Source organism: Pseudoalteromonas prydzensis (genome assembly GCF_011050055.1).
Lineage (GTDB): Bacteria > Pseudomonadota > Gammaproteobacteria > Enterobacterales > Alteromonadaceae > Pseudoalteromonas > Pseudoalteromonas prydzensis_A.
Genome location: NZ_DRGM01000111.1, coordinates 26,578 through 46,889 on the forward strand (window position 1 = coordinate 26,578; position 20,312 = coordinate 46,889).

The 20,312-nt window shown below is 41.4% G+C and carries 20 protein-coding genes; 17 read left to right on the plus strand and 3 right to left on the minus strand.

Annotation, left to right across the window (positions count from 1 at the left end; all coding sequences use genetic code 11):
• Positions 1 to 45 precede the first annotated feature (45 nt).
• The 13 genes from ENH88_RS10225 (at position 46) to ENH88_RS10285 (ending at position 11,457) form a co-directional block, all read left to right on the plus strand.
• Positions 46 to 552: an NYN domain-containing protein gene (locus ENH88_RS10225; protein WP_304182160.1), complete on the plus strand. Its 507-nt coding sequence runs from the start codon at positions 46 to 48 to the stop codon at positions 550 to 552.
• Positions 553 to 676: 124 nt separating this feature from the next.
• Positions 677 to 1,105 (plus strand): hypothetical protein, encoded by a 429-nt coding sequence (locus tag ENH88_RS10230; protein WP_304182161.1) that lies wholly within the window; start codon positions 677 to 679, stop codon positions 1,103 to 1,105.
• Position 1,106: 1 nt separating this feature from the next.
• Positions 1,107 to 1,319 carry a helix-turn-helix transcriptional regulator gene (locus tag ENH88_RS10235; protein ID WP_304182162.1) on the plus strand — a complete coding sequence of 71 codons (213 nt, stop codon included), beginning with the start codon at positions 1,107 to 1,109 and terminating at the stop codon, positions 1,317 to 1,319.
• A gap of 375 nt (positions 1,320 to 1,694) precedes the next feature.
• Positions 1,695 to 2,609 (plus strand): N-acetylglucosamine kinase, encoded by a 915-nt coding sequence (nagK, locus tag ENH88_RS10240; protein WP_192541971.1) that lies wholly within the window; start codon positions 1,695 to 1,697, stop codon positions 2,607 to 2,609.
• Positions 2,609 to 3,727 (plus strand): N-acetylglucosamine-6-phosphate deacetylase, encoded by a 1,119-nt coding sequence (gene nagA, locus ENH88_RS10245; protein WP_304182163.1) that lies wholly within the window; start codon positions 2,609 to 2,611, stop codon positions 3,725 to 3,727. Before nagK ends, nagA begins: the two co-directional genes overlap by 1 nt.
• A gap of 63 nt (positions 3,728 to 3,790) precedes the next feature.
• A complete protein-coding gene (nagX, locus tag ENH88_RS10250) occupies positions 3,791 to 4,933 on the plus strand; it encodes a transmembrane glucosamine N-acetyltransferase NagX (RefSeq protein ID WP_304182164.1) in 1,143 nt (380 codons plus the stop codon).
• 213 nt (positions 4,934 to 5,146) lie between these two features.
• Complete coding sequence (gene nagB, locus ENH88_RS10255) at positions 5,147 to 5,941, plus strand: glucosamine-6-phosphate deaminase (protein WP_304182165.1); 795 nt, start codon at positions 5,147 to 5,149, stop codon at positions 5,939 to 5,941.
• Positions 5,942 to 6,074: 133 nt separating this feature from the next.
• Positions 6,075 to 6,998, plus strand: a complete 924-nt coding sequence (nudC, locus tag ENH88_RS10260; protein ID WP_304182166.1) for an NAD(+) diphosphatase — start codon at positions 6,075 to 6,077, stop codon at positions 6,996 to 6,998.
• Between the two features lie 43 nt (positions 6,999 to 7,041).
• Entirely contained in the window at positions 7,042 to 8,223 is a 1,182-nt protein-coding gene (locus tag ENH88_RS10265; protein WP_304182178.1) for a cystathionine beta-lyase, read from the plus strand.
• 123 nt (positions 8,224 to 8,346) lie between these two features.
• Positions 8,347 to 9,165, plus strand: coding sequence for an ABC transporter permease subunit (locus ENH88_RS10270; RefSeq protein WP_304182167.1), 819 nt, complete (start codon positions 8,347 to 8,349; stop codon positions 9,163 to 9,165).
• A complete protein-coding gene (locus ENH88_RS10275; protein WP_304182168.1) occupies positions 9,162 to 10,076 on the plus strand; it encodes an ABC transporter ATP-binding protein in 915 nt (304 codons plus the stop codon). The genes ENH88_RS10270 and ENH88_RS10275 overlap by 4 nt, the downstream gene beginning before the upstream one ends.
• Positions 10,076 to 10,450, plus strand: coding sequence for a PH domain-containing protein (locus tag ENH88_RS10280; RefSeq protein WP_304182169.1), 375 nt, complete (start codon positions 10,076 to 10,078; stop codon positions 10,448 to 10,450). Before ENH88_RS10275 ends, ENH88_RS10280 begins: the two co-directional genes overlap by 1 nt.
• A gap of 212 nt (positions 10,451 to 10,662) precedes the next feature.
• Entirely contained in the window at positions 10,663 to 11,457 is a 795-nt protein-coding gene (locus tag ENH88_RS10285) for a putative porin (RefSeq protein WP_304182170.1), read from the plus strand.
• A gap of 86 nt (positions 11,458 to 11,543) precedes the next feature.
• Here ENH88_RS10285 and ENH88_RS10290 read toward each other — a convergent pair whose 3' ends face one another.
• Complete coding sequence (locus tag ENH88_RS10290) at positions 11,544 to 13,388, minus strand: M2 family metallopeptidase (protein WP_304182171.1); 1,845 nt, start codon at positions 13,386 to 13,388, stop codon at positions 11,544 to 11,546.
• A 181-nt stretch (positions 13,389 to 13,569) separates the two neighbouring features.
• Here ENH88_RS10290 and ENH88_RS10295 point away from each other — a divergent pair, with 181 nt between their 5' ends.
• A complete protein-coding gene (locus ENH88_RS10295) occupies positions 13,570 to 15,846 on the plus strand; it encodes an acyl-CoA dehydrogenase (protein ID WP_304182172.1) in 2,277 nt (758 codons plus the stop codon).
• A 90-nt stretch (positions 15,847 to 15,936) separates the two neighbouring features.
• Here ENH88_RS10295 and ENH88_RS10300 read toward each other — a convergent pair whose 3' ends face one another.
• Entirely contained in the window at positions 15,937 to 16,377 is a 441-nt protein-coding gene (locus ENH88_RS10300) for a hypothetical protein (RefSeq protein WP_304182173.1), read from the minus strand.
• A 141-nt stretch (positions 16,378 to 16,518) separates the two neighbouring features.
• Entirely contained in the window at positions 16,519 to 17,487 is a 969-nt protein-coding gene (gene cysK / locus ENH88_RS10305) for a cysteine synthase A (protein ID WP_304182174.1), read from the minus strand.
• 344 nt (positions 17,488 to 17,831) lie between these two features.
• Between cysK and ENH88_RS10310 the strand changes: the two genes are divergently transcribed.
• From ENH88_RS10310 to ENH88_RS10320, 3 genes are all read left to right on the plus strand, one after another.
• The gene (locus ENH88_RS10310; protein WP_304182175.1) at positions 17,832 to 18,983 is read left to right on the plus strand and encodes a dicarboxylate/amino acid:cation symporter; all 1,152 of its coding nucleotides are present in this window, start codon (positions 17,832 to 17,834) and stop codon (positions 18,981 to 18,983) included.
• A 108-nt stretch (positions 18,984 to 19,091) separates the two neighbouring features.
• Positions 19,092 to 19,742: a UvrY/SirA/GacA family response regulator transcription factor gene (gene uvrY / locus ENH88_RS10315; RefSeq protein ID WP_016707677.1), complete on the plus strand. Its 651-nt coding sequence runs from the start codon at positions 19,092 to 19,094 to the stop codon at positions 19,740 to 19,742.
• Positions 19,743 to 19,751: 9 nt separating this feature from the next.
• Positions 19,752 to 20,312: GIY-YIG nuclease family protein (locus tag ENH88_RS10320; RefSeq protein WP_304182176.1), on the plus strand; the 561-nt coding region annotated here is incomplete at its 3' end.

A 20,312-nucleotide genomic window follows, 5' to 3' on the forward strand; every position in this document is an offset into this window, starting at 1 on the left:
GGCAGCGGGTATGTTACAGTAGGGTGATAATAAAAAGGATACCGCATGAATCAAGAAACACACAGTCCAGCAAGCACCAAACCTAAGGTTGGGATTTTTGTTGATGTACAAAATATTTATTACACCTGTCGAGAGAGTTACCGAAAAAATTTTGATTACAATGCTTTTTGGGCAAAAATCAGTGATGACTATGATATTGAATGTGCGATTGCGTACGCTATTTATCGTGGTGACGAAAAGCAATCTCAGTTTCAAAACATCCTGCGTGCGATTGGTTTTGAGGTAAAGCTAAAACCGTTTATCCAGCGCAAGGATGGTAGTGCTAAAGGTGACTGGGACGTTGGCATCACCATCGATATGCTCGAGCAAGGTAAGCACCTCGATAAAGTTATTTTACTCTCTGGTGATGGTGACTTTGCGTTATTGTTGGGGCATTTACAGCATCAGTATAATGTCCCGTGTGATGTCTATGGGGCTGATAAACTGACGGCAGAAGCGCTGAAACAAAGTGCAGAGCATTTTTATTGTATAGATGACGCTTTGTTACTGTAGAAAAGTATAAAAAACTTAACCCAATGTTAAATATTTTTGACATGATGGGCATGTGGAACTATAGTTTTAAATGTTAATTAATTTTAACATTACGTTAGTTTTACTTTACATGGCCGGAGGGGATATGAGTTACACGCAAAAATCACGCTTACTTGAGGTGGTTATAACATTAGTTGTCTTATTTAATTACCTGCAAGCTGTACTGTCTATGACACCAGAAGCACAGATGGATCCAACACTTGCCAGTGGGCTGCTGATCAAGCTTGTTATACAAACTGTCGTTATGCTTGCTGTTATGCACAGTATTTTGGCTGCATTTAATAGTAAGTATGCAAACCAGCCAAAAGATGAGCGCGAGCAGGCAATCGCATTAAAAGCCAAAAGCGTGAGCTTGTTCATTTTGCAATTAGGTGTAGTAAATGCAGTATTTGCGTTGTTAATCAACTCTGTATATCCGATACCCATGAGTCCTGTACACCAGCTAGTGATCGCTGCATTACTGAGTGAAGTCATTGGTGGGGTTGTGGAAGTATGGTTATTGCAAAGAGGTTAAAATGGCAAAGTTAGCAATTAGCAATTCCATCCGCACATTACGTTTTCAACATGATGAAATGACCCAGCAGCAATTAGCTGACGCTGTAGGAGTTACACGGCAAACAATTGCTGCAATTGAAGCTGCAAGGTATTCACCGTCATTGGAAGTTGCTTTTAAAATAGCGATTGTTTTTAATCAACCACTAGAAAAAATATTCCAATATAAGCAGTGATTCTTTACTAAACTATTATTTTAGGTAAACTGGAGCAGCATTACACAGTTTATTTACGTTATTGGCCATTCACACCGATAAAATAGTATATTAAATCACTATATTAGGTGTTTTTTTAGGTAATAATGTCATTTTTAAGCCTGATCGCGACGTTGAAAAGTAGTCGACACTAATTTAATGAATATTAATTGTTTATTTAATTCAGTTAATTAGAGATGAATATGGAATATATATGATTTTTTGTGAAAAATATAATGACAACGCTGTCATTTGTTGTGTAACATTAATTCAACATGGGTTGAGGGTGGATCGCATTAAGATAATAAAAAAACATGCGATTAATACAAATATTAAACGAAGGTTAGAGGTCGTTAGATGATGGCTAAGAGTGCGAATGAGGACCAATTGTTTATTGGTATCGATGGTGGCGGAACTAAGTGCCGTGCAACTATATACTCTGCACAACATGGGGTATTAGGAACTGGTCTAGGTGGCCCCGCGAATCCATTACATGGGTTAGAGCGCACATTAGAGTCAATAATGGTGTCTACACAGTTGGCGATGCGTGATGCAGGTTTGCAGCTAGAAACTATTCACCAAGTCTATGCTGGCTTAGGGTTGGCGGGCGTTAATTTACCAAGCTTGTATGAAAAAATAACTGAATGGGAACATCCATTTAAACAAATGTTCCTAACGACGGACTTACACACTGCATGTATTGGCGCTCATGAAGGCGGTGATGGTGCGGTGATTATTACTGGCACTGGTTCATGTGGTTTTTCACATGTCAAAGGGCAATCAGTGAACTACGGTGGTCATGGCTTTGCTCTTGGTGATAAAGGTAGCGGCGCATGGATGGGGCTTGAGGCAATCAAAGCGGTGTTGGTTGAACTAGATGGTTTAGGCCCTCAAACCGCATTGACCCAAATAATGAAAAATCATTTTAATGCAGTAAATGCAATGGATATAGCCGAGCAAATGGCTGGACAGCCGTCAAGCAGCTATGCCAAGCTTGCTCGTTATGTATTTGATGCTGCCCATCAAGGTGATGTTATTGCATTGGCCATTGTTAAAGACGGCGCAGCCTACGTGAGCCAGTTAGCACATCGTTTATTAGCAAATAACCCACCACGGTTATCTATGATTGGTGGCCTTGCTGAGCCATTAAATAAATGGCTTGATCCAGAAATTGCAAAACGTGTTGAAATGCCAAAACAACCGCCAGAAATGGGCGCTATTTATTTTGCTCAACAATCGGTATTAGAACAAGATCAAAAGGTAGCCTTATAATGAAAACCTTCTATCGTGCAGCGCGTTTATTTACCGCAGAAAACTTTATTGATAACGCATTATTTAGTGTTGAAAATGGTGTATTTAAGCACGAAGACTCAACTTCTGAGTCAGTTGTCGAGTTAAATGGCCTAGTTGTACCGGGTTTTATTGACGTTCAAGTTAATGGTGGGGGTGGTGCATTTTTTAATGCTGAGCAAAGCACACAATGCTTAGATCGTATCGCAAAAGCACACGGTCAATTCGGTACTACCGCACTGATGCCAACACTCATTACAGATAAAGTTGCAGTAATGCAAGCGGCGGCTGATGCAACGGCACAAGCAATTAACGAAGGCGTAGCGGGTGTATTAGGCATCCACTTTGAAGGCCCTCATTTATCATTTCCAAAAAAAGGCACTCACAGTGAGCAGTTTATTCGGCCAATTAGCGAACAAGAATTTGCCATTTATGCGCGCCAAGACTTAGGTATTAAAATGGTTACCTTAGCGCCAGAAAACGTCAGCATTGCTGATGTTGAGCGTCTAGTAGCCTGTGGTGTGAAAGTATCACTAGGCCATACCAATGCTGATTATCAAACAACCATGGCGGCACTTAATGCAGGCGCCGATGGTTTCACGCATTTATACAATGCCATGTCACCGTTTACATCGCGTGAGCCGGGTGTTGTTGGTGCCGCCCTTTGGCATGATAACAGCTGGTGTGGATTGATTGTTGATGGCCACCACGTGCACCCGCTGTCTGCGAAATTAGCAATTCGCAGTAAGCAACGTGGCAAAATTATGTTGGTCACGGATGCGATGCCACCTGTGGGCACTGATGACATGGAATTTGATTTCTTTGATGGGCGAAAGGTAATTCGTACCGGAGATAGATTAAATTCAAGCACTGGCGAGTTAGCGGGCAGTGTTTTAGATATGGCAAGCGCAGTGCGCAACACCGTCAATACTTTAGATGTTAGCCTGAGTGAAAGCTTACGGATGGCAGCATTGTATCCGGCACAATATTTGAACCTCAAGAACAAGGGACGTTTACTTGATGGCTTTGACGCAGACTTTGTGGTGCTCGATGAGCAACAGTATGTCAAAGCAACTTATATTGCAGGCATTGCAATCTAACGTTTCCCTGGAAAAAACCCCCGCCGTTGTATCGCGGGGCTTTTTTGTTTTAAGAGTAAAAATATGACAACAACAAGCACAGTTGAAAAACCGATTAAAAAACGTCTTGCATCACTTGATGCATTACGTGGTATGGATATGTTTTGGATTTTGGGAGGCCAATCAATTTTCGCGGCCTTATTTGTCTTAACTGACTGGAGTGGTTGGAAAGTCTTTGCAGCACATACAGTACATAGTGCTTGGCATGGCTTTACTTTTTACGATTTAATTTTCCCGTTGTTTATCTTCTTATCTGGTGTGGCAATGGGGCTCTCGCCTAAACGTATTGATCACCTCGCATGGCATGAGCGCAAAGTTTTTTATGCTAAAGCGATAAAACGGTTATTGTTATTGTGCGGGTTAGGGGTGATGTACAACCATGGCTGGGGCACAGGTATTCCTTTAGCGGTTGATGAAATTCGCTATACCAGTGTGTTGGGTCGTATTGCAATCGCTTGGTTTTTTTGCGCTATGTTGGTATGGCATACCAGTATTCGCACGCAAGTGTTTACGGCGGTTGGTTTATTATTAGGCTATTGGGTATTAATGTGCTTTATTCCTGTGCCAGGCGGCGTTGCTGGCGACTTAAGCGCTGCTGGTAGTTGGAACGCGTGGTTTGATAGACACTTTTTACCAGGGATTAGTTACCAAAACCGGCCGGTCGATCCGGAAGGAATATTATCAAGTTTTCCGGCCATTATTAATGCCATGATTGGCGTTTTTGCTGGGCAACTCATAGCCAGAGCAGCGCAAATTGGTGAGTGGAAAACTACCGGGATATTGTTTGTCGCCGGTGTGATTAGTGTCAGCCTTGGTTGGTTGTGGGATTTACAGTTCCCAGTTAATAAAGAGCTATGGACAAGTTCTTTTGTACTTGTCACGGTGGGGTGGAGCGCGATATTACTGGCTGTTTTCTATGCCTTGGTCGATATTTTAAATGGCCAAAAATTAGCCTACCCATTTGTTATTATTGGCGCGAACTCGATTATTATTTATTTAGCGTCTAGTTTAGTTGATTGGACATTTATCAGCCGCAGTGTATTTGGTGGCTTTATTAATGCAGTCCCTGAACTTTGGCAGCCACTGCTTAGCGTTATCGCTTTATTATTAGTACAAATCCTTGTTTTACACTGGATGTACAAGCGTAAAATATTTGTCAGCGTGTAAAACGTGGCACTAAAAACGGTAAAAAATAATTTTTTATTCACTTTTACTTTACAAACGAAACTGAAATGGTAATAATGACAGCGTTGTCATAATGGTATTGACCAAGCAGCGTATCCCTGTCTGGTCTGATCTAAGGCCCAATTCGATTGCACGTGGAGTTGGGACTTAGATCCCATTTTTTCATCAACTAATTTAATAACTGAGCAAACAAATATGCAAATAGTAATTTTAAATGATGCAGCGGCCGTCGCTGCATATGGCGCAAATATTTTCGCAGCCCAATTACAAAAAAAACCAACATCAGTGCTCGGTTTAGCAACGGGCTCTACGCCGGTTGCGTTATATCAACAGTTAATCGCTAAAAATAAAGCCGGTGATATTTCATTCTCGCAAGCGACAACATTTAACTTGGATGAATACTTAGGCTTAACGGGTGAACATCCACAAAGTTATCGTTACTTTATGAACGAGCAGCTATTTAGCCATGTTGATATCAATAAAGAGAATACTTTTGTACCGCCTGGCGATGCCGTCAATCCAATTACTGCATGTAAAGAATATGAAGATAAAATAGCCAAAGCAGGTGGCGTTGATGTGCAGTTATTAGGCATTGGCCGTAATGGTCATATCGGGTTTAACGAACCTTCATCCGGTCTATGTTCACGTACTCGTGTAAAAACCCTAACCAAAGCAACCGTTGATGATAATGCGCGTTTTTTTGCTGCGGATGAATATCAACCACACCTATCTATTACCATGGGAATTGGTACCATTTTAGAAGCTAAAAAGGTGGTATTACTTGCAACGGGTGAAAATAAAGCCGATGCAGTGCACGCTATGATTGAAGGGCCATTAATGGCTAAATGTCCCGCATCTGCGTTGCAGTTACATAAAGATGCCGTGATTGTTATTGATAAAGCGGCAGCAAGCAAACTTGAAGATTTAGAGTTTTATCAGCATATCGAAGCTGAAAATCAAAAGTTACAGGCTCATTTAGCTACATTGTAACTGTAAAAAGAATTTATTGTGTGTTCAAAAAGTCCGTAAGGGCTTTTTTTTTGTCTGTTTATCAGTGGCTAACAATTGGGTTTGGCTGAGTGTTATGGTAGTTTTAGCCATCTAAACAATTAAAAGGACGAGCATGCTTAATTACACTGCTATGTCGTTAAATCGAGCATCAAATTTACGTAAAGAACCAAACTGGCTAGCAGCTCAAGTCAATGAGCAAAGTCGTTGGTTATTAGTGAATAATAATCAAACTTTATTTGACCGTAATAGTTATTCTGTGACGTTTTTGAGCTTTGTAACTGTGCGTAATTTAGATTTAACTGAGGCGATATTCTTAGGCTTAGATGAGCAGCAAACCAGCCATTTTGCGCTTGATGTAAGCCAACTAGATGAAGCGATATTAGCACAATTGATTGGTGATGCTGAGTTTGTTGATATTCGTCGCTATGGCGTACACGTCGCACTTGAACAAGGCTCAATGGCAGCACTCGCTCGTGGTTTGTGTTACTGGCATGCAACGCATTGTTTTTGCGGACGTTGTGGAAGCAAAAATACGCTTGTTGAGGCAGGGCACTCTCGTTTATGTAGTAATGAGAAGTGTAAGCATCAAACATTCCCACGTACAGATCCGGCGGTGATCATGGTGGTAACGCGTACCTTTGCCGATGGTATTGAACGTTGCTTATTGGGCCGTCAAGCGATATGGGCGCCCGGCATGTACTCGTCTTTAGCTGGTTTTGTTGATCCCGGCGAGAGCCTTGAACAAGCCGTCGCACGTGAAGTAATGGAAGAAGCGGGTATTGTTGTTGGCAATGTCCGTTATATCGCCTCGCAACCTTGGCCGTTTCCGTCATCAATTATGTTGGGTTTTATCGCAGAAGCCGTTACTGAAGAAATTCACGTTGATAAAGACGAGCTGGATGACGCGCAGTGGTTTAGCCGTGAAGAGCTTAAATGCTTTGGTAATTGGCATGAAGAAGGCGAGCATTTAAAGCTGCCCCGCACCGACTCTATATCACGCTATTTAATTGATCATTGGTGTAATTTAAACGATTAAGCATTTTTTAATGCATGTTCTAACGAAATATTTTTAAGGATTAATAATGACGACAAGTAATAAAAATACGCTGTTAGTCAGTGCTGGGCGTAAGAAAGCGTATACCCATGGGGTTGTTAACCCTGTAGTGCAACGAGCGTCAACGGTTGTTTTTGATTCTGTGGCCGAGCTCAAAGAAGCGGCAAAAAAACGAGGTGACAAAACGCTTTTTTATGGTCGTCGCGGTACCACGACTCATTTTGCACTGCAAGAAGCGATCACTGAACTGGAAGGTGGAGAAGGCTGCGCGCTATACCCGTGTGGAGCTGCTGCTATTAGTAGTGCGCTATTGGCTTTTGTTAAAGCGGGCGATCATATCCTAATGGTTGATAATGCTTATGAGCCAACCCGTGATTTCTGCGATAAAATTTTAGCTGGGTTTGGTGTCACCACAGCGTATTACCCGCCAACTATTGGTGCTGGTATTAAAGCGCTGATCAAAGAAAACACTAAAGTGTTATTTTTAGAGTCGCCGGGCTCCATCACCATGGAAGTGCAAGATGTACCGGCAATGGTTGCTGTCGCAAACGAGCTAGGCGTGATGACGATGCTTGATAACACTTACGGCAATGGCTTACATTACCGTCCATTAGAGCACGGTGTCGATATCAGTATTCAAGCTGCGACTAAATACATTGTTGGTCACTCTGACGTGATGATGGGCGTTGCGGTTGCGAATAAAAAATATTGGCCAACGTTACGTGAGCAATCTTATTTACTTGGTCAATGTACCTCTGCTGATGATGCTTATTTAGCACTTCGAGGGTTGCGCACCATGGCAGTACGTTTAAACCAGCACGAAAAAGCTGCGCTAGCAGTGGCAAGTTGGTTAGAGCAGCATCCACTGGTTGATCATATTCGTCATCCTGCATTTGAGAGTTGCCCCGGTCATGAGTTTTTCAAACGTGATTTTGATGGCAGTAATGGCTTGTTTTCTTTTGTTATGAAACAAGGGACCCAAAGCGCGATTGATGCCTTTTTAGATAGCCTAGAGCATTTCAAAATGGGCTTCTCGTGGGGTGGCTTTGAGAGTTTAGTCACCGCTAATTTGACGATGAAAGGGCTGCGCTCAGCGACGGGTTGGCAGTTGGGCCCTGTGATCCGCTTACATATTGGTCTTGAAGATGTTGACGATTTAATTACTGATTTATCGCAAGCTTTGGATGTATATAAGCAACATTTATAATAATGTACTTGTTACATTTTCATCTATTGTTACAAAGCTCACCATTCGGTGGGCTTTTTTTTGCTAGTAATTCAACACGTTTGCCCTTAGTGTAAGCTGTATATAGATTAATAAGGAATATCTGTGACGCAACTCCACCCTCAGCGATTATTAAAGATTGCCCAGTTTGAACTGGTGAGATTATTTTTAACCAAACGCGGCTTACTTGCTGTTGCCGCATTTTCAATTTGTTGGTTATTGATTTTACGCTATCCGATAGGTCAAGCTGTCAGCTTAATTAGTTCGCCTCAAATAGCCGATTTTGCACAACAAGTGTTTGGTGCTATTGGGCTGAGTAAATTACTCGATTGGCCTGAAGCTGAATTAGCTATGTATTGGTTAATTGCATTGTATAGCTTTCCCAGTTTTTGCTTGTTTTTATGTAGCGACCAACTTGTTGGTGATAAACAGCGAGGAACCCTACGATTTTTATCTCTTAGAGCAACCCGTAATGAAATGCTATTTGGCCGGTTTCTTGGGCAAGTATTTATTTTAGCCGCGTTGTTAATTGTGACCTTAGTGGCTGCTGTCGCGGTGATGGCATTTCGTGAGCCGGCATTATTAATGACGGGTTTAAGTCGCAGTTTCATTTTGTTCTGTTACCTTTTAATAGCAGTTTTACCCTTTATAGCACTGATGACTTTGTTAAATACCTTTGCGCGCTCGGCACGCTTAACTGTGGTGCTGGCAATCTTGTTTTTTGCCGGTGGCAATATTGTGGTTGGCATATTAAGCTGGCAAATTCCAGCGATGGCAATGCTTGACTATATTTTCCCGGGTGTGCAGTTAGAGCAAATGGCGGGGCAAAATGCAGGATTGTTTAACAGTTTAGGTATTCCAATTATTCAAACAGCGGTTATGTTAGCCCTAGCCCAGCGTATTTTTGCAAGGAGTTCATTATGAGCACATTAATACAGGCAACAGCTTTAACCAAGCAGTACGGCAGCAAATTAGCACTTGATAACGTGAGTTTTGAAATTCAAAAAGGCGCGCCGGTCGCTTTAGTCGGGCCTAATGGGGCAGGTAAAACCACATTGTTTAGTGTGTTATGTGGCTATATATTGCCGACTAAAGGCACGCTCAGTATTTTGGGTCATAACCCTGGCAGCAGTGAATTATTTGGTAAGCTCAGTGCGTTACCGCAAGATGCACAACTTGATCCCCGTTTTAGTATTTCCCACCAATTGGCGTTTTATGGCCAGTTGCAAGGGCTGTCAAATAAGCAAAGCCAAGCAGAAGCGATCCGCGTACTGGAGTTGGTAGGACTAGCTGACGTTGCTAAACAGCGTTCTGATGACTTATCACACGGTATGCGCAAGCGGGTTACAATCGGGCAGGCACTGATCGGTAAACCGCAAATTGTTATGCTCGATGAAGCCACCGCAGGACTTGATCCAATTCATGCCCGTGAAATCCGTCAATTAGTCGCTGAATTAAGCTCAGAGGCTACCTTTATTTTAAGCTCACACGATTTGACTGAGCTAGAGCGCTTATGCTCACATGTACTGCACCTTGATAAAGGCAAGCTCACAGAGCATCCAACGCAAAGTAATAATAGTGAACAGCAATTTGGCTTTATTACCTTGTTATTAAATGAGCAATATGCTGATGTTGAGGCTAAAATTCAAGCATTAGCAGAGGTGTCTAAGGTATATATGAGCCAAGCTAAAGAATATGTTATTGAATATCAAAAAGCAGCCACGCCATTTGATATCACGTTATTACAATATTGTTATCAGCAAGGTTGGCGTTATCGCCAATTAGTAAATGGGCACACGTTAGAAAATCAAATATTTAAACAGGAGCAAATATAATGGGTTTATTAAGTGGTTTAATGGGTAATGCCAGTGAAGTTGATGACGATGATTTAGAAAAAGTATTGGCAAATACACTGATTGAAGGTGAACAAGTCGAAAAAGCCTATAAAGTTGTTCGCGACATGTTTATCTTCACTAATAAGCGTTTAATTTTACTCGACAAGCAGGGCGTGACTGGCTCAAAAATGGAAATGATCAGCATTGCCTATTCAAAAATTACCAAGTTTAGTAAAGAAAGTGCTGGGCATTTTGATTTAGATGCAGAATTAAAGATTTGGGTTGGCTCTGATCCAACTCCTATTAGCAAAGATTTTAAATCAGGGGATAACATCAATGATGTTTATCGCATCATCAGTCAGTATGCCCTGTAAAGAGAAGAAAAAAGAGAAATGTAGTGGTTGTTTCAATAATCGCTACATTATTTTTACAATAGCTTACATAATTTTACATTTTCCTAATTAATACAATGAGTTAGTTAAGTTCCCGTTCAGTTTACTCGCGTTAGCATGTGCCCCGTCTTAACCAACCGGTTAAACGTTAAACCTTGTAGCAATAAAACAATGTAAAATAGGGAAATCTTTTTATGAAAAAATTAGCAGTTATTATTTCGAGTATTCTTCTTTCTAGTGCCGCGACTGCTGCGGATAACTATCAGTCAATCAGCCATTTAGGATATAAGGACACCGATGGCAACGACACAGTAAGCGTTGATTCAACGTATTACTTCTCGCCAAAAGCGACTTTAGGTCCTTACGATCAATTTGAGTACATCAATAAACAAACTAATGTTTATGGTTCATACCTTGATAATGACTCTAGTGATGTAGCAACTATTGGTGGTGAGTATTTCTTACAAGATTTTGTACTTGGTGCTGAGTACAGTAATAAAGACATTGACGCTGGTTCAAGCACTGACGTGATTAAGCTTTCTGCAGGTTACTTCTTTAATCCTAACCTTCTTTTAAAAGCAACATTTGAAGATGTTGAAGATGGCGAAAATCGTGTTTTATTTGCTTTAGCATACAACCACCAGTTAAACAGCACTGATTACATCGGTTTCACTGTAACATCTGATGACGAGTTTGATTACCGTGCCGTGAACGCTAAATACTTCATGGACCTTAAGCAAGGTAACTACCTAACTGTTGAAGGTACTGTTTCAGATACCGATAATGGTAGCAGCTCATGGGAACTTGGTTCAAACTACTACTTCACAAAAGCAACATCAGCGTTTGTTACATTTAACAAAAACGATGATTACACTTTTGGTGCGCAACACTTCTTCAACAAAAATGTTGGCTTAAAAGCAGGTTACGGTAATAACTGGGATGATTCTGGTTATGATGCTTACTTTGCAAATGTAAGCTTACAGTTCTAATCACACTGTAATATTAGTACTGCAATACTAAAAAAGCCCGCTTAATTAAGCGGGCTTTTGCATTTTTGCTATTTAACTAGGTTTATTTACCAACCACATTGACGGCCTTTGTTTTGCTCATCAAGGTACTTTTGCAGTGGTGCAAAGTAATCAAGGAGGGCAGTGGCATCCATTTCAGGTTTACCTGTTACGGTGGCTAATGCTTCTTGCCAAGGGCGGCTTGAGCCCATTTCTAACATCGCATTAAGCTTTTCGCCAGCTGCTTTAGAGTTATAAACAGAACAACGATGAATGGCTTCTTTATTACCTGCTATTTCACATAAACTACGGTGGAAATCGAACTGTAAAATATGTGCTAAGAAATAACGCGTATACGGTGTATTGCCTGGTACATGGTATTTAGCACCTGGATCAAAATCAGTTTCGCTACGCGCAATCGGAGCTTGTACACCTTGGTATTTTTCACGTAATTCCCACCACGCTTTATTGTAGTTTTCAGGCGTCACTGCACCAGAGAATACTTGCCAGCGCCATTGGTCAACAAGTAAACCAAATGGAATAAAGGCAACTTTATCAAGCGCCATTTTCATTAATAAGCCAATGTCTTTTGATTCATCAGGGACTTGCTCTAATAAACCAATCTCTTTTAAGTAACCGGGCGTTACAGAAAGGGCAATCGTGTCGCCAATCGCTTCGTGGAAACCATCATTGGCACTTTCTTGATAATAAAGCGGCTGGGTATTGTAAGCGCGTTGATAGAAGTTGTGACCTAACTCATGGTGAATAACCGAAAATTCTTCGCCAGTGCGTTGAATACACATTTTAATGCGTAGGTCGTCCTTACTATCTATATTCCACGCTGAGGCATGACACTGTACATCACGGTCGGCAGGTTTTGTAAATAACGAGCGTTCATAAAAGCTCTCAGGTAAAGGCGCAAATCCCATAGAAGTGAAGAATTTCTCAGCTCCTTGCACCATTTTTAATTCATTGTAGTTATGCTCGGCTAATAATGCAGTTACATCATAACCTGGATCGGCATTTTCAGGTGCGACGACATCGTAAATGTTACCCCATGTTTGTGCCCACATATTGCCTAACAAATGTGCTGGGATAGGTTGATCTTGGGGTACTTTATCTTCACCGTATTTTTCACCTAACTTGGCGCGAACATGACAATGCAGTGAGTCATAGAGTGGTTTTACTTGGCCCCAGATACGATCAAGCTCTGTTGCAAAGTCATCAGCGGGCATGTCGTATTTACTGCGCCACATTGCACCAGTGTCGGCATAACCAAGCTCTTTCGCACCTTCATTGGTTAGTGCAACTTGCTGCTCATACAGTGGCCGCATTGGTTTTGATACCAAGCGCCAGCCCTGCCATAAATCAAGCAGTTCATTGTAATCACGGCTGGTGGCCATTGTTGCAGTCATATCGCCTAGGCTTAAACAGCTGCCATCGTCTTTACAGTATTTCCCTTTGCCGTACATGCCACCAAGTTCAGCCACCAGCTGTGATAATTTAGCTGTTTTTTCTGCATCTTGTGGGGCAGGTAAGGTGAGTGCTAATTTTAATTTATCGAGCTTGCGACGTGCGTCGTAATCAAGTTCAAGTGAGTCAAATTGTGCAGCTTCGTTCGCAAGACGAACCACCGCGGCAGTCATTTTACGGTTTACTTCTGCAGAAAGCGCAGATGTATCGTGCGTTATAAAATTTGCGTAGATCCATTCAGCACGGCTGGATTCTAAGTATAACGCGCTGAGCTCTTGCTCGGTTGCATCTAAAAATGCTTGCGCATCTTTTGCGGTTGCAGGTGCCGGGCTGGCAGTTTGCGCAGTGGTGTTACTCGCTTCTTGGTTACAGCCGCTTAATGCTAATGTGCTGGCAACCAGTATGGCGCTCAAACTAAGCTTAAAATGTGGAGTAGTCATGTTGACCCTTATATTTGTTATTTATCGCAGAGGATAATAGCAGTGTCTCTTTGTTAGGCAAAGTTTATCAGTAACCAAGCGCCAACCAATGAGCAAGGCGAGTTTACAGTGACATTGTATTTATTAAAGGATCGGTCATAATTAAGCCAATGCATTTCATTAATTAATAAGGATAGTTTTCATGTCAGTATTTATCTTGTTACTGGTGGTAGTAATCGTTATTTTTGCGGTCAAAGATATCCGCTTAAACTTAGTTAGTCGCCCGACATTTAAAATGTTTAAAAAAGTACTTCCGCCACTTTCACAAACCGAGCGAGAAGCGATGGAGGCGGGTGACGTATGGTGGGATGGCGAACTGTTTAGTGGTAATCCTGATTGGCAGGTATTACACAGCTATCCAAAACCTGAACTTAGTGAGAAGGAACGGGCATTTTTAGACAATGAAGTCGAAACATTACTGGCAATGCTTGATGATTATCAAATAGTACAAAAAGATAAAGACTTACCAAAAGAAGTATGGGATTACCTGAAAACGCAGGGTTTCTTTGCGATGATCATTCCTGAAAAATTTGGTGGTCGGCAGTTCTCAGCAATCGCAAATTCAACCATAGTTGCTAAAATTGCCACTAAAAGCTTAACCGCGGCAGTGACAGTGATGGTGCCTAACAGTTTAGGCCCTGGTGAATTGTTATTACATTATGGTACTAAACAACAGCAGGAGCGTTGGTTACCCAGTTTAGCTAATGGTAAAGATGTGCCCTGTTTTGCACTTACGGGCCCAGAAGCAGGCTCAGATGCGGGCAGTATTCCTGATTCAGGGGTCGTATGTAAAGGTGAGTTTGAAGGTAAAGAAGTGCTGGGCTTACGTTTAAATTGGTCAAAGCGCTATATTACACTCGCACCTGTAGCGACTGTACTGGGGCTTGCTTTTAAAATGTATGATCCTGAAGGATTACTTGGTAAACAACAAGAGCTTGGTATTACCTGTGCACTGATCCCCACAGATCATCCGGGTGTTGAAACCGGGGAGCGTCATTTCCCTCTTAATATGGCGTTTATGAATGGCACAACGTACGGAAAAGATGTGTTTATTCCGCTTGATTGGATCATTGGCGGTCAACAAGGCGCAGGGCGAGGCTGGCGTATGCTAGTCGAGTGTTTAAGCGCCGGGCGTGGTATTTCATTACCAGCGCTTAGCAGTGCAACTGGGCACTTATGTGCTCGAATGACGTCAGCGTATGCCACAGTGCGTCAACAGTTCGGTGTATCTATCGGCCAGTTTGAAGGCGTGCAGGAAGCACTAGCTCGCATTGGCGGTTTAACCTATAGCTTAGAGTCGTGTCGGCTAATGACCGCAGGCGCCATTGATTTAAAATTAAGCCCGTCAGTAGTAACAGCCATTGCTAAATACCATATGACAGAAATGGGTCGTACGGTGATGAATGATGCGATGGATATTCACTCAGGCAAAGGGATACAAGTAGGTCCGAACAACTATTTAGCCCACGGTTACATGGGGATCCCGGTATCAATTACCGTTGAAGGGGCAAATATTTTAACCCGTAACTTGATGATTTTTGGTCAAGGTGCAACCCGTTGTCATCCATTTGTGCTCAAAGAAATGGCAGCTGCGGCGATGGAGGATGATGATTTAGCGCTAAAAGAATTCGATTCATTATTACTACAGCATATTATCTTTGCTGCGACCAATGCAGGTATGGCATTTGTGCATGGTTTAACGCGCAGCTACTTTGCTAAATCGCCGGTGTGTGGTGCAACTGCAACGTATTATAAGCAGCTAGGGCGAATGAGCCGCGGGCTTGCTTTTAGTACTGATGTAGCCATGTTAGTCCTCGGTGGTGAGCTTAAACGCAAAGAAATGATTTCAGCGCGTTTAGGCGATGTGTTAAGTCATTTGTATTTGGCATCATGTGTATTAAAACGCTTTGAAGATGAAGGGCGTCAACAGGCTGATTTACCCTTTGTTAAATATGCGGTGGAATTATCATTGTTTGAAATTGGCCAAGCATTTGATGGTTTTTTCAAAAACTTTTCAAATCCCGTTGTTAATTTTATACTTAAACGTATCGTATTTCCGTTTGGTAACCATTACCAGCGGCCAAGTGATGAGGTTGCACAAGCAATCTGTGAGCATATGACTCAACCAGGGGTATTTAGAAACCGCTTAACCCACTTATGCTATGTAGATGATAATGCTGGAACTGGGGTGATGGAAAATGCCTTTATAGCTATGCATGATACTAGTGCGGCATTTAAACGATTAAAAAAATGGCAACGTGAGGGCACGCTTAATCGTAACCATGATATTGAGACTGCGATTAACAGTGCGCGTGAGAAACAGTTGATCACCGATGAGCAAGCAGAAAAACTACACGGGGCAAATAATTTACGCAAACAGGCCATAGCGGTAGATAATTATCAAGCGGGTGAATTGTAATTTTAGCATCATTTATGATGATTAACTGAATAATAAAAAGCCTTGCTGATGCAAGGCTTTTTGCTAGTTTAACTCGCAAATAATGTGTTTTTAGCGGGCAAATGGATCGGCATTAATTTTATCAACATACCAGTTGCCTTTTTTACGGACCATTTTTACGCTGCGCATATCATCGACTTTATTACCATTAAATTGGCCAGTAAAAATAAGGTTGATATTTGCTGTATCACCGTACTGCTCTCTTAAGCTCATATTAGTCATATCAACTTCAATAACCACGTTATCGTATTGCATGTTGACTAAATTACGAGCAAATTGTTTAGATGTGCCATATGACATCATGATCCGCGCCATTCTTGGCGTTGCCATGGTACTGGCTTTGGTAAGATCTTGTTCGTTATACAGGGTATCAAAAAATAGTGTGGCACTATTTCCTGGCGTATTTTTTTCACCTTTAGGTGAATCATCATTGCCACAGCCGCTTAGTAGCAATAAAAATGTAGCAGTAAAAAGAGTTATAAATAATTTCATTAGATAAATAGACTTATTAGTGATGATTTAGTGTGTGACGAAATGCGGCAGATGTAAAGTTTACGATAAGAATTAGTGAGGTTAGTACAATAAATAATAAAAAAGGATGCATTTAGCATCCTTTTTTCAAGGTCAATACAGTTATTGAACAAGCTCTTGTTCAGTAAACTCTTCAGCAAAAAGCGGGCTTGATAAATAACGCTCTGTTGCACTTGGTAAAATAACTACCACATTTTTACCTGCATTTTCAGGTAACTCAGCAATACGCTTAGCGGCAACAACCGCAGCCCCTGACGAAATACCGACTAAGATACCTTCGTCTTTCATAAGCTTGTGGGCCATTTCAATTGCTTCTTCATTTGAAACAAGTTCAGCGCCATCAATGACACTAAGATCTAAGTTACCAGGGATGAAGCCTGCACCAATACCTTGGATTTTATGAGGGCCGGGCTTAATTTCTTCGCCCGCTAAAGTTTGGCTGATAACTGGAGAATTTGTCGGCTCTACAGCGATTGATTTAACATCAAGGCCTTTTTCAAGTTTCAAATAACGACTAACACCAGTGATCGTGCCACCAGTACCCACACCTGCTACGAAGAAGTCAACGTTACCGTCTGTTGCTTCGAAGATTTCAGGACCGGTTGTTTCAAAGTGAATTTTTGGATTCGCTGGGTTCTCAAACTGTTGTAATAGAATGAACTTTTCAGGATCACTGGCTTGAATTTGTTTAGCCTTTTCAATTGCACCATTCATTCCTTTAGCGCCATCCGTTAATACTAAATTAGCACCTAATGCTTTTAGTAATTTACGACGCTCAAGGCTCATGGTATTTGGCATAGTAAGTGTTAACTTGTAACCACGAGAAGCAGCTACAAAGGCAAGCGCAATACCTGTGTTACCAGAGGTTGGTTCAATTAATTCTTTGTCTTTCGTTAGCTCACCTGATTTTTCAGCTTCCCAGATCATTGATGCACCGATACGGCATTTAACACTAAAACTAGGGTTACGTGATTCAACTTTAGCAAAAATATTACCAGTAGTTACACGGTTTAGCTTTACTAATGGTGTATTACCAATACTGAGTGAGTTATCTTCAAAAATTGTAGACATAATGTTCCCTTAGGTGCAATTTATTCAATCGGGACCGATTTTAAGCAATCGATCTGTAATACTGACACTTTACTGCTGAATTAAAAAAACTAAAGTAAAGTTTGGCTATAAGATATATCTATTCGAGTTATAATTGAATGAAATAAAAACAGCTTAACGTTCACATGCGTTAGATCATAATGCACAAGGTATAGCATATTATAATGGCTAAGAAATTAGGTTGGGTGTTTAATGATAAAAATGGTGGTATTTTGTGCAAACAGGCCGCTGTTGAGCGGTTTTATGATACAAGTAATTAAAAACATGTTAAAACCACATCCACCAAAATTTATAAAGTGATCACAATGACATTAATCTTAAAATTAATTGCCGGCATCTTAGGCGGTATTTTAGTGGGCTTATATGTTCCACTTACTGGAGTTGAACTCCTTTACACGGTAAAAGAAATAATTGGCCAGTTGATCACTTTCACGATTCCGTTGATTATTTTGTTCTTTATTGCCTCTGGTATTGCTGGTTTACCGAAAGGTTCTGGCCATTTACTTGGCAAAACAGTCGGCTTTGCATACGGCTCAACAATTATAGCAGGTATACTTGCGGTGATAGCCGTTAGTGCGATTATTCCGCTGTTCGATGGTGGTTTGAGTTTTGAAGCCGAAGTTGCTACTGAAGTAGCCAGTTTTATTGATTTAGAAATTCCACCGCTGATGGGCGTGATGACAGCGCTTGCGACAGCATTCGTGTTTGGTATTGGGATGAGTCAATTACAACTAGAAACATTGAGAAAAGTATCAGATCAAGGTCGTGACGTTATTGATGGTTTATTAGCGAAAGTGATCATTCCGGCATTACCTTTTTATATCGCAGGTGTATTTGCTGAAATGACGGTCGCAGGTACAGTCGTCGATACCTTGCAAACGTTTGGTGTGGTGTTGATTGCTGCATTAATCATGCATTGGCTTTGGTTAAGCATTCTCTATATTGGTACTGGGTTATTATTAAAGCGCAACCCAATAGAATTAATTAAGAATATGCTCCCCGCGTATTTTACTGCATTAGGTACAATGTCTAGTGCGGCGACGATCCCAGTATCACTTCGTTCGAGCAAAGCAAATAATGTGAAAGAAGATGTAGCCAACTTTACTGTACCACTGTGCGCCACTATACATTTATCCGGTTCAACAATTACCATTGTTACATGTGCGATGGCGGTGATGTTCTTATCACCTAATATGGACGTTCCTTCATTATTTGGCATGTTGCCATTTATCATGATGCTAGGCGTGGTGATGATTGCCGCACCCGGTGCACCAGGTGGCGCTGTGATGTCAGCATTAGGTTTGTTAACCAGTATGCTAGGATTTAATGAAGGTGCAGTGGCGTTAATGATCGCGCTTTATCTAGCCCAAGACAGCTTTGGTACAGCCTGTAATGTTACCGGTGATGGAGTTATTGCCTTGTGGGTAGACCGCTTTAGTGAAAAAGCGTCATCGTAAATTAGTTATCTGGAACTATAATTGAGTTATCGTTTCAGATTTTCTGTGTTAGTGTGGCGAATTAAATTGTCACACTGACATACTGTTAGGTTATATGAGGGTGTCCCATTGATTAATGTACTTTTAGTTGATGACCATGAACTCGTACGAACGGGTATCAAACGTATTTTAGATGATGTTCGTGGGTTTAAAGTAATTGGTGAAGCTAAAACAGGTGAAGAAGCGGTACAATTTTGCCGTCAGCATTCTCCTGATATTGTGTTAATGGACATGAATATGCCAGGTATTGGCGGATTAGAAGCGACTAAAAAGATTTGCCGTTATTGCCCCGATGTGAAAATCATCGTGTTAACTGTGCATTGTGAAGATCCATTCCCAAGCAAAGTGATGCAAATTGGTGCGCACGGTTATTTAACCAAAGGTGCAGGCTCTGACGAAATGGTCAATGCTATTCGCGCAGTAAATGCGGGGCAACGCTATATTGCACCTGAAATCGCGCAACAAATTGCCTTAGCACAAGTGACGGGTCGTACAGATGAAAGCCCGTTTCAGAGTTTATCTGAGCGCGAATTGCAGATCATGCTAATGATCACCAAAGGTGAGAAAGTGCAAGATATTGCCGAGCGCCTTAATTTAAGCTCTAAAACAGTGAACAGCTATCGTTATAGAATGTTTGAAAAGCTCAATGTGGGTGGTGATGTTGAACTTACCCATTTAGCTATTCGCCATAAGATGATTGACATCGACAGCGCTCATTAGTCTTGCCCCATGGCAGAATTTGATCACGCCCACTTCTTAAAAACACTATCAAGCGATCCAGGCGTTTACCGGATGCTTGATAGTGACGACAAGGTTATTTACGTCGGTAAAGCTAAAAACCTTAAAAAACGTGTTAGCAGCTATTTTCGCAGTAATGTCACCGACGGTAAAACGCGTGCCCTGGTTAGTAATATTAGTGATATTGATATCACCTTAACTAACACTGAGACTGAAGCCTTACTGCTTGAAAACAACCTAATAAAAAAATACCAGCCTCGTTACAACATCTTACTACGTGATGATAAATCCTATCCGTATATCTTATTAACGGCACACAAACATCCTAGACTTGCATTTCATCGCGGTAGTCGCAAAGTAAAAGGGGAGTATTTTGGTCCTTTTCCAAGTGCGGGCGCTGTTTCTGAAAGTTTGCGGTTAATGCAAAAAATATTTCCAGTTCGTCAATGCGAAGATGCCTATTATCGTGCTCGCAGTCGCCCTTGTTTGCAATTTCAATTAAAACGTTGCTCAGCCCCATGCGTTGGCGAAGTCACTGATGCTGAATATAGC

Coding starts and splice junctions, on each gene's coding strand:
- nudC (WP_304182166.1), top strand. CDS start 6,075: ATGCTTAATTACACTGCTATGTCGTTAAATCGAGCATCAAATTTACGT.
- ENH88_RS10225 (WP_304182160.1), top strand. CDS start 46: ATGAATCAAGAAACACACAGTCCAGCAAGCACCAAACCTAAGGTTGGG.
- cysK (WP_304182174.1), bottom strand. CDS start 17,487: ATGTCTACAATTTTTGAAGATAACTCACTCAGTATTGGTAATACACCA.
- nagK (WP_192541971.1), top strand. CDS start 1,695: ATGATGGCTAAGAGTGCGAATGAGGACCAATTGTTTATTGGTATCGAT.
- nagB (WP_304182165.1), top strand. CDS start 5,147: ATGCAAATAGTAATTTTAAATGATGCAGCGGCCGTCGCTGCATATGGC.
- ENH88_RS10275 (WP_304182168.1), top strand. CDS start 9,162: ATGAGCACATTAATACAGGCAACAGCTTTAACCAAGCAGTACGGCAGC.
- ENH88_RS10285 (WP_304182170.1), top strand. CDS start 10,663: ATGAAAAAATTAGCAGTTATTATTTCGAGTATTCTTCTTTCTAGTGCC.
- ENH88_RS10310 (WP_304182175.1), top strand. CDS start 17,832: ATGACATTAATCTTAAAATTAATTGCCGGCATCTTAGGCGGTATTTTA.
- ENH88_RS10300 (WP_304182173.1), bottom strand. CDS start 16,377: ATGAAATTATTTATAACTCTTTTTACTGCTACATTTTTATTGCTACTA.
- nagX (WP_304182164.1), top strand. CDS start 3,791: ATGACAACAACAAGCACAGTTGAAAAACCGATTAAAAAACGTCTTGCA.
- ENH88_RS10280 (WP_304182169.1), top strand. CDS start 10,076: ATGGGTTTATTAAGTGGTTTAATGGGTAATGCCAGTGAAGTTGATGAC.
- ENH88_RS10230 (WP_304182161.1), top strand. CDS start 677: ATGAGTTACACGCAAAAATCACGCTTACTTGAGGTGGTTATAACATTA.
- ENH88_RS10235 (WP_304182162.1), top strand. CDS start 1,107: ATGGCAAAGTTAGCAATTAGCAATTCCATCCGCACATTACGTTTTCAA.
- ENH88_RS10290 (WP_304182171.1), bottom strand. CDS start 13,388: ATGACTACTCCACATTTTAAGCTTAGTTTGAGCGCCATACTGGTTGCC.
- nagA (WP_304182163.1), top strand. CDS start 2,609: ATGAAAACCTTCTATCGTGCAGCGCGTTTATTTACCGCAGAAAACTTT.
- ENH88_RS10295 (WP_304182172.1), top strand. CDS start 13,570: ATGTCAGTATTTATCTTGTTACTGGTGGTAGTAATCGTTATTTTTGCG.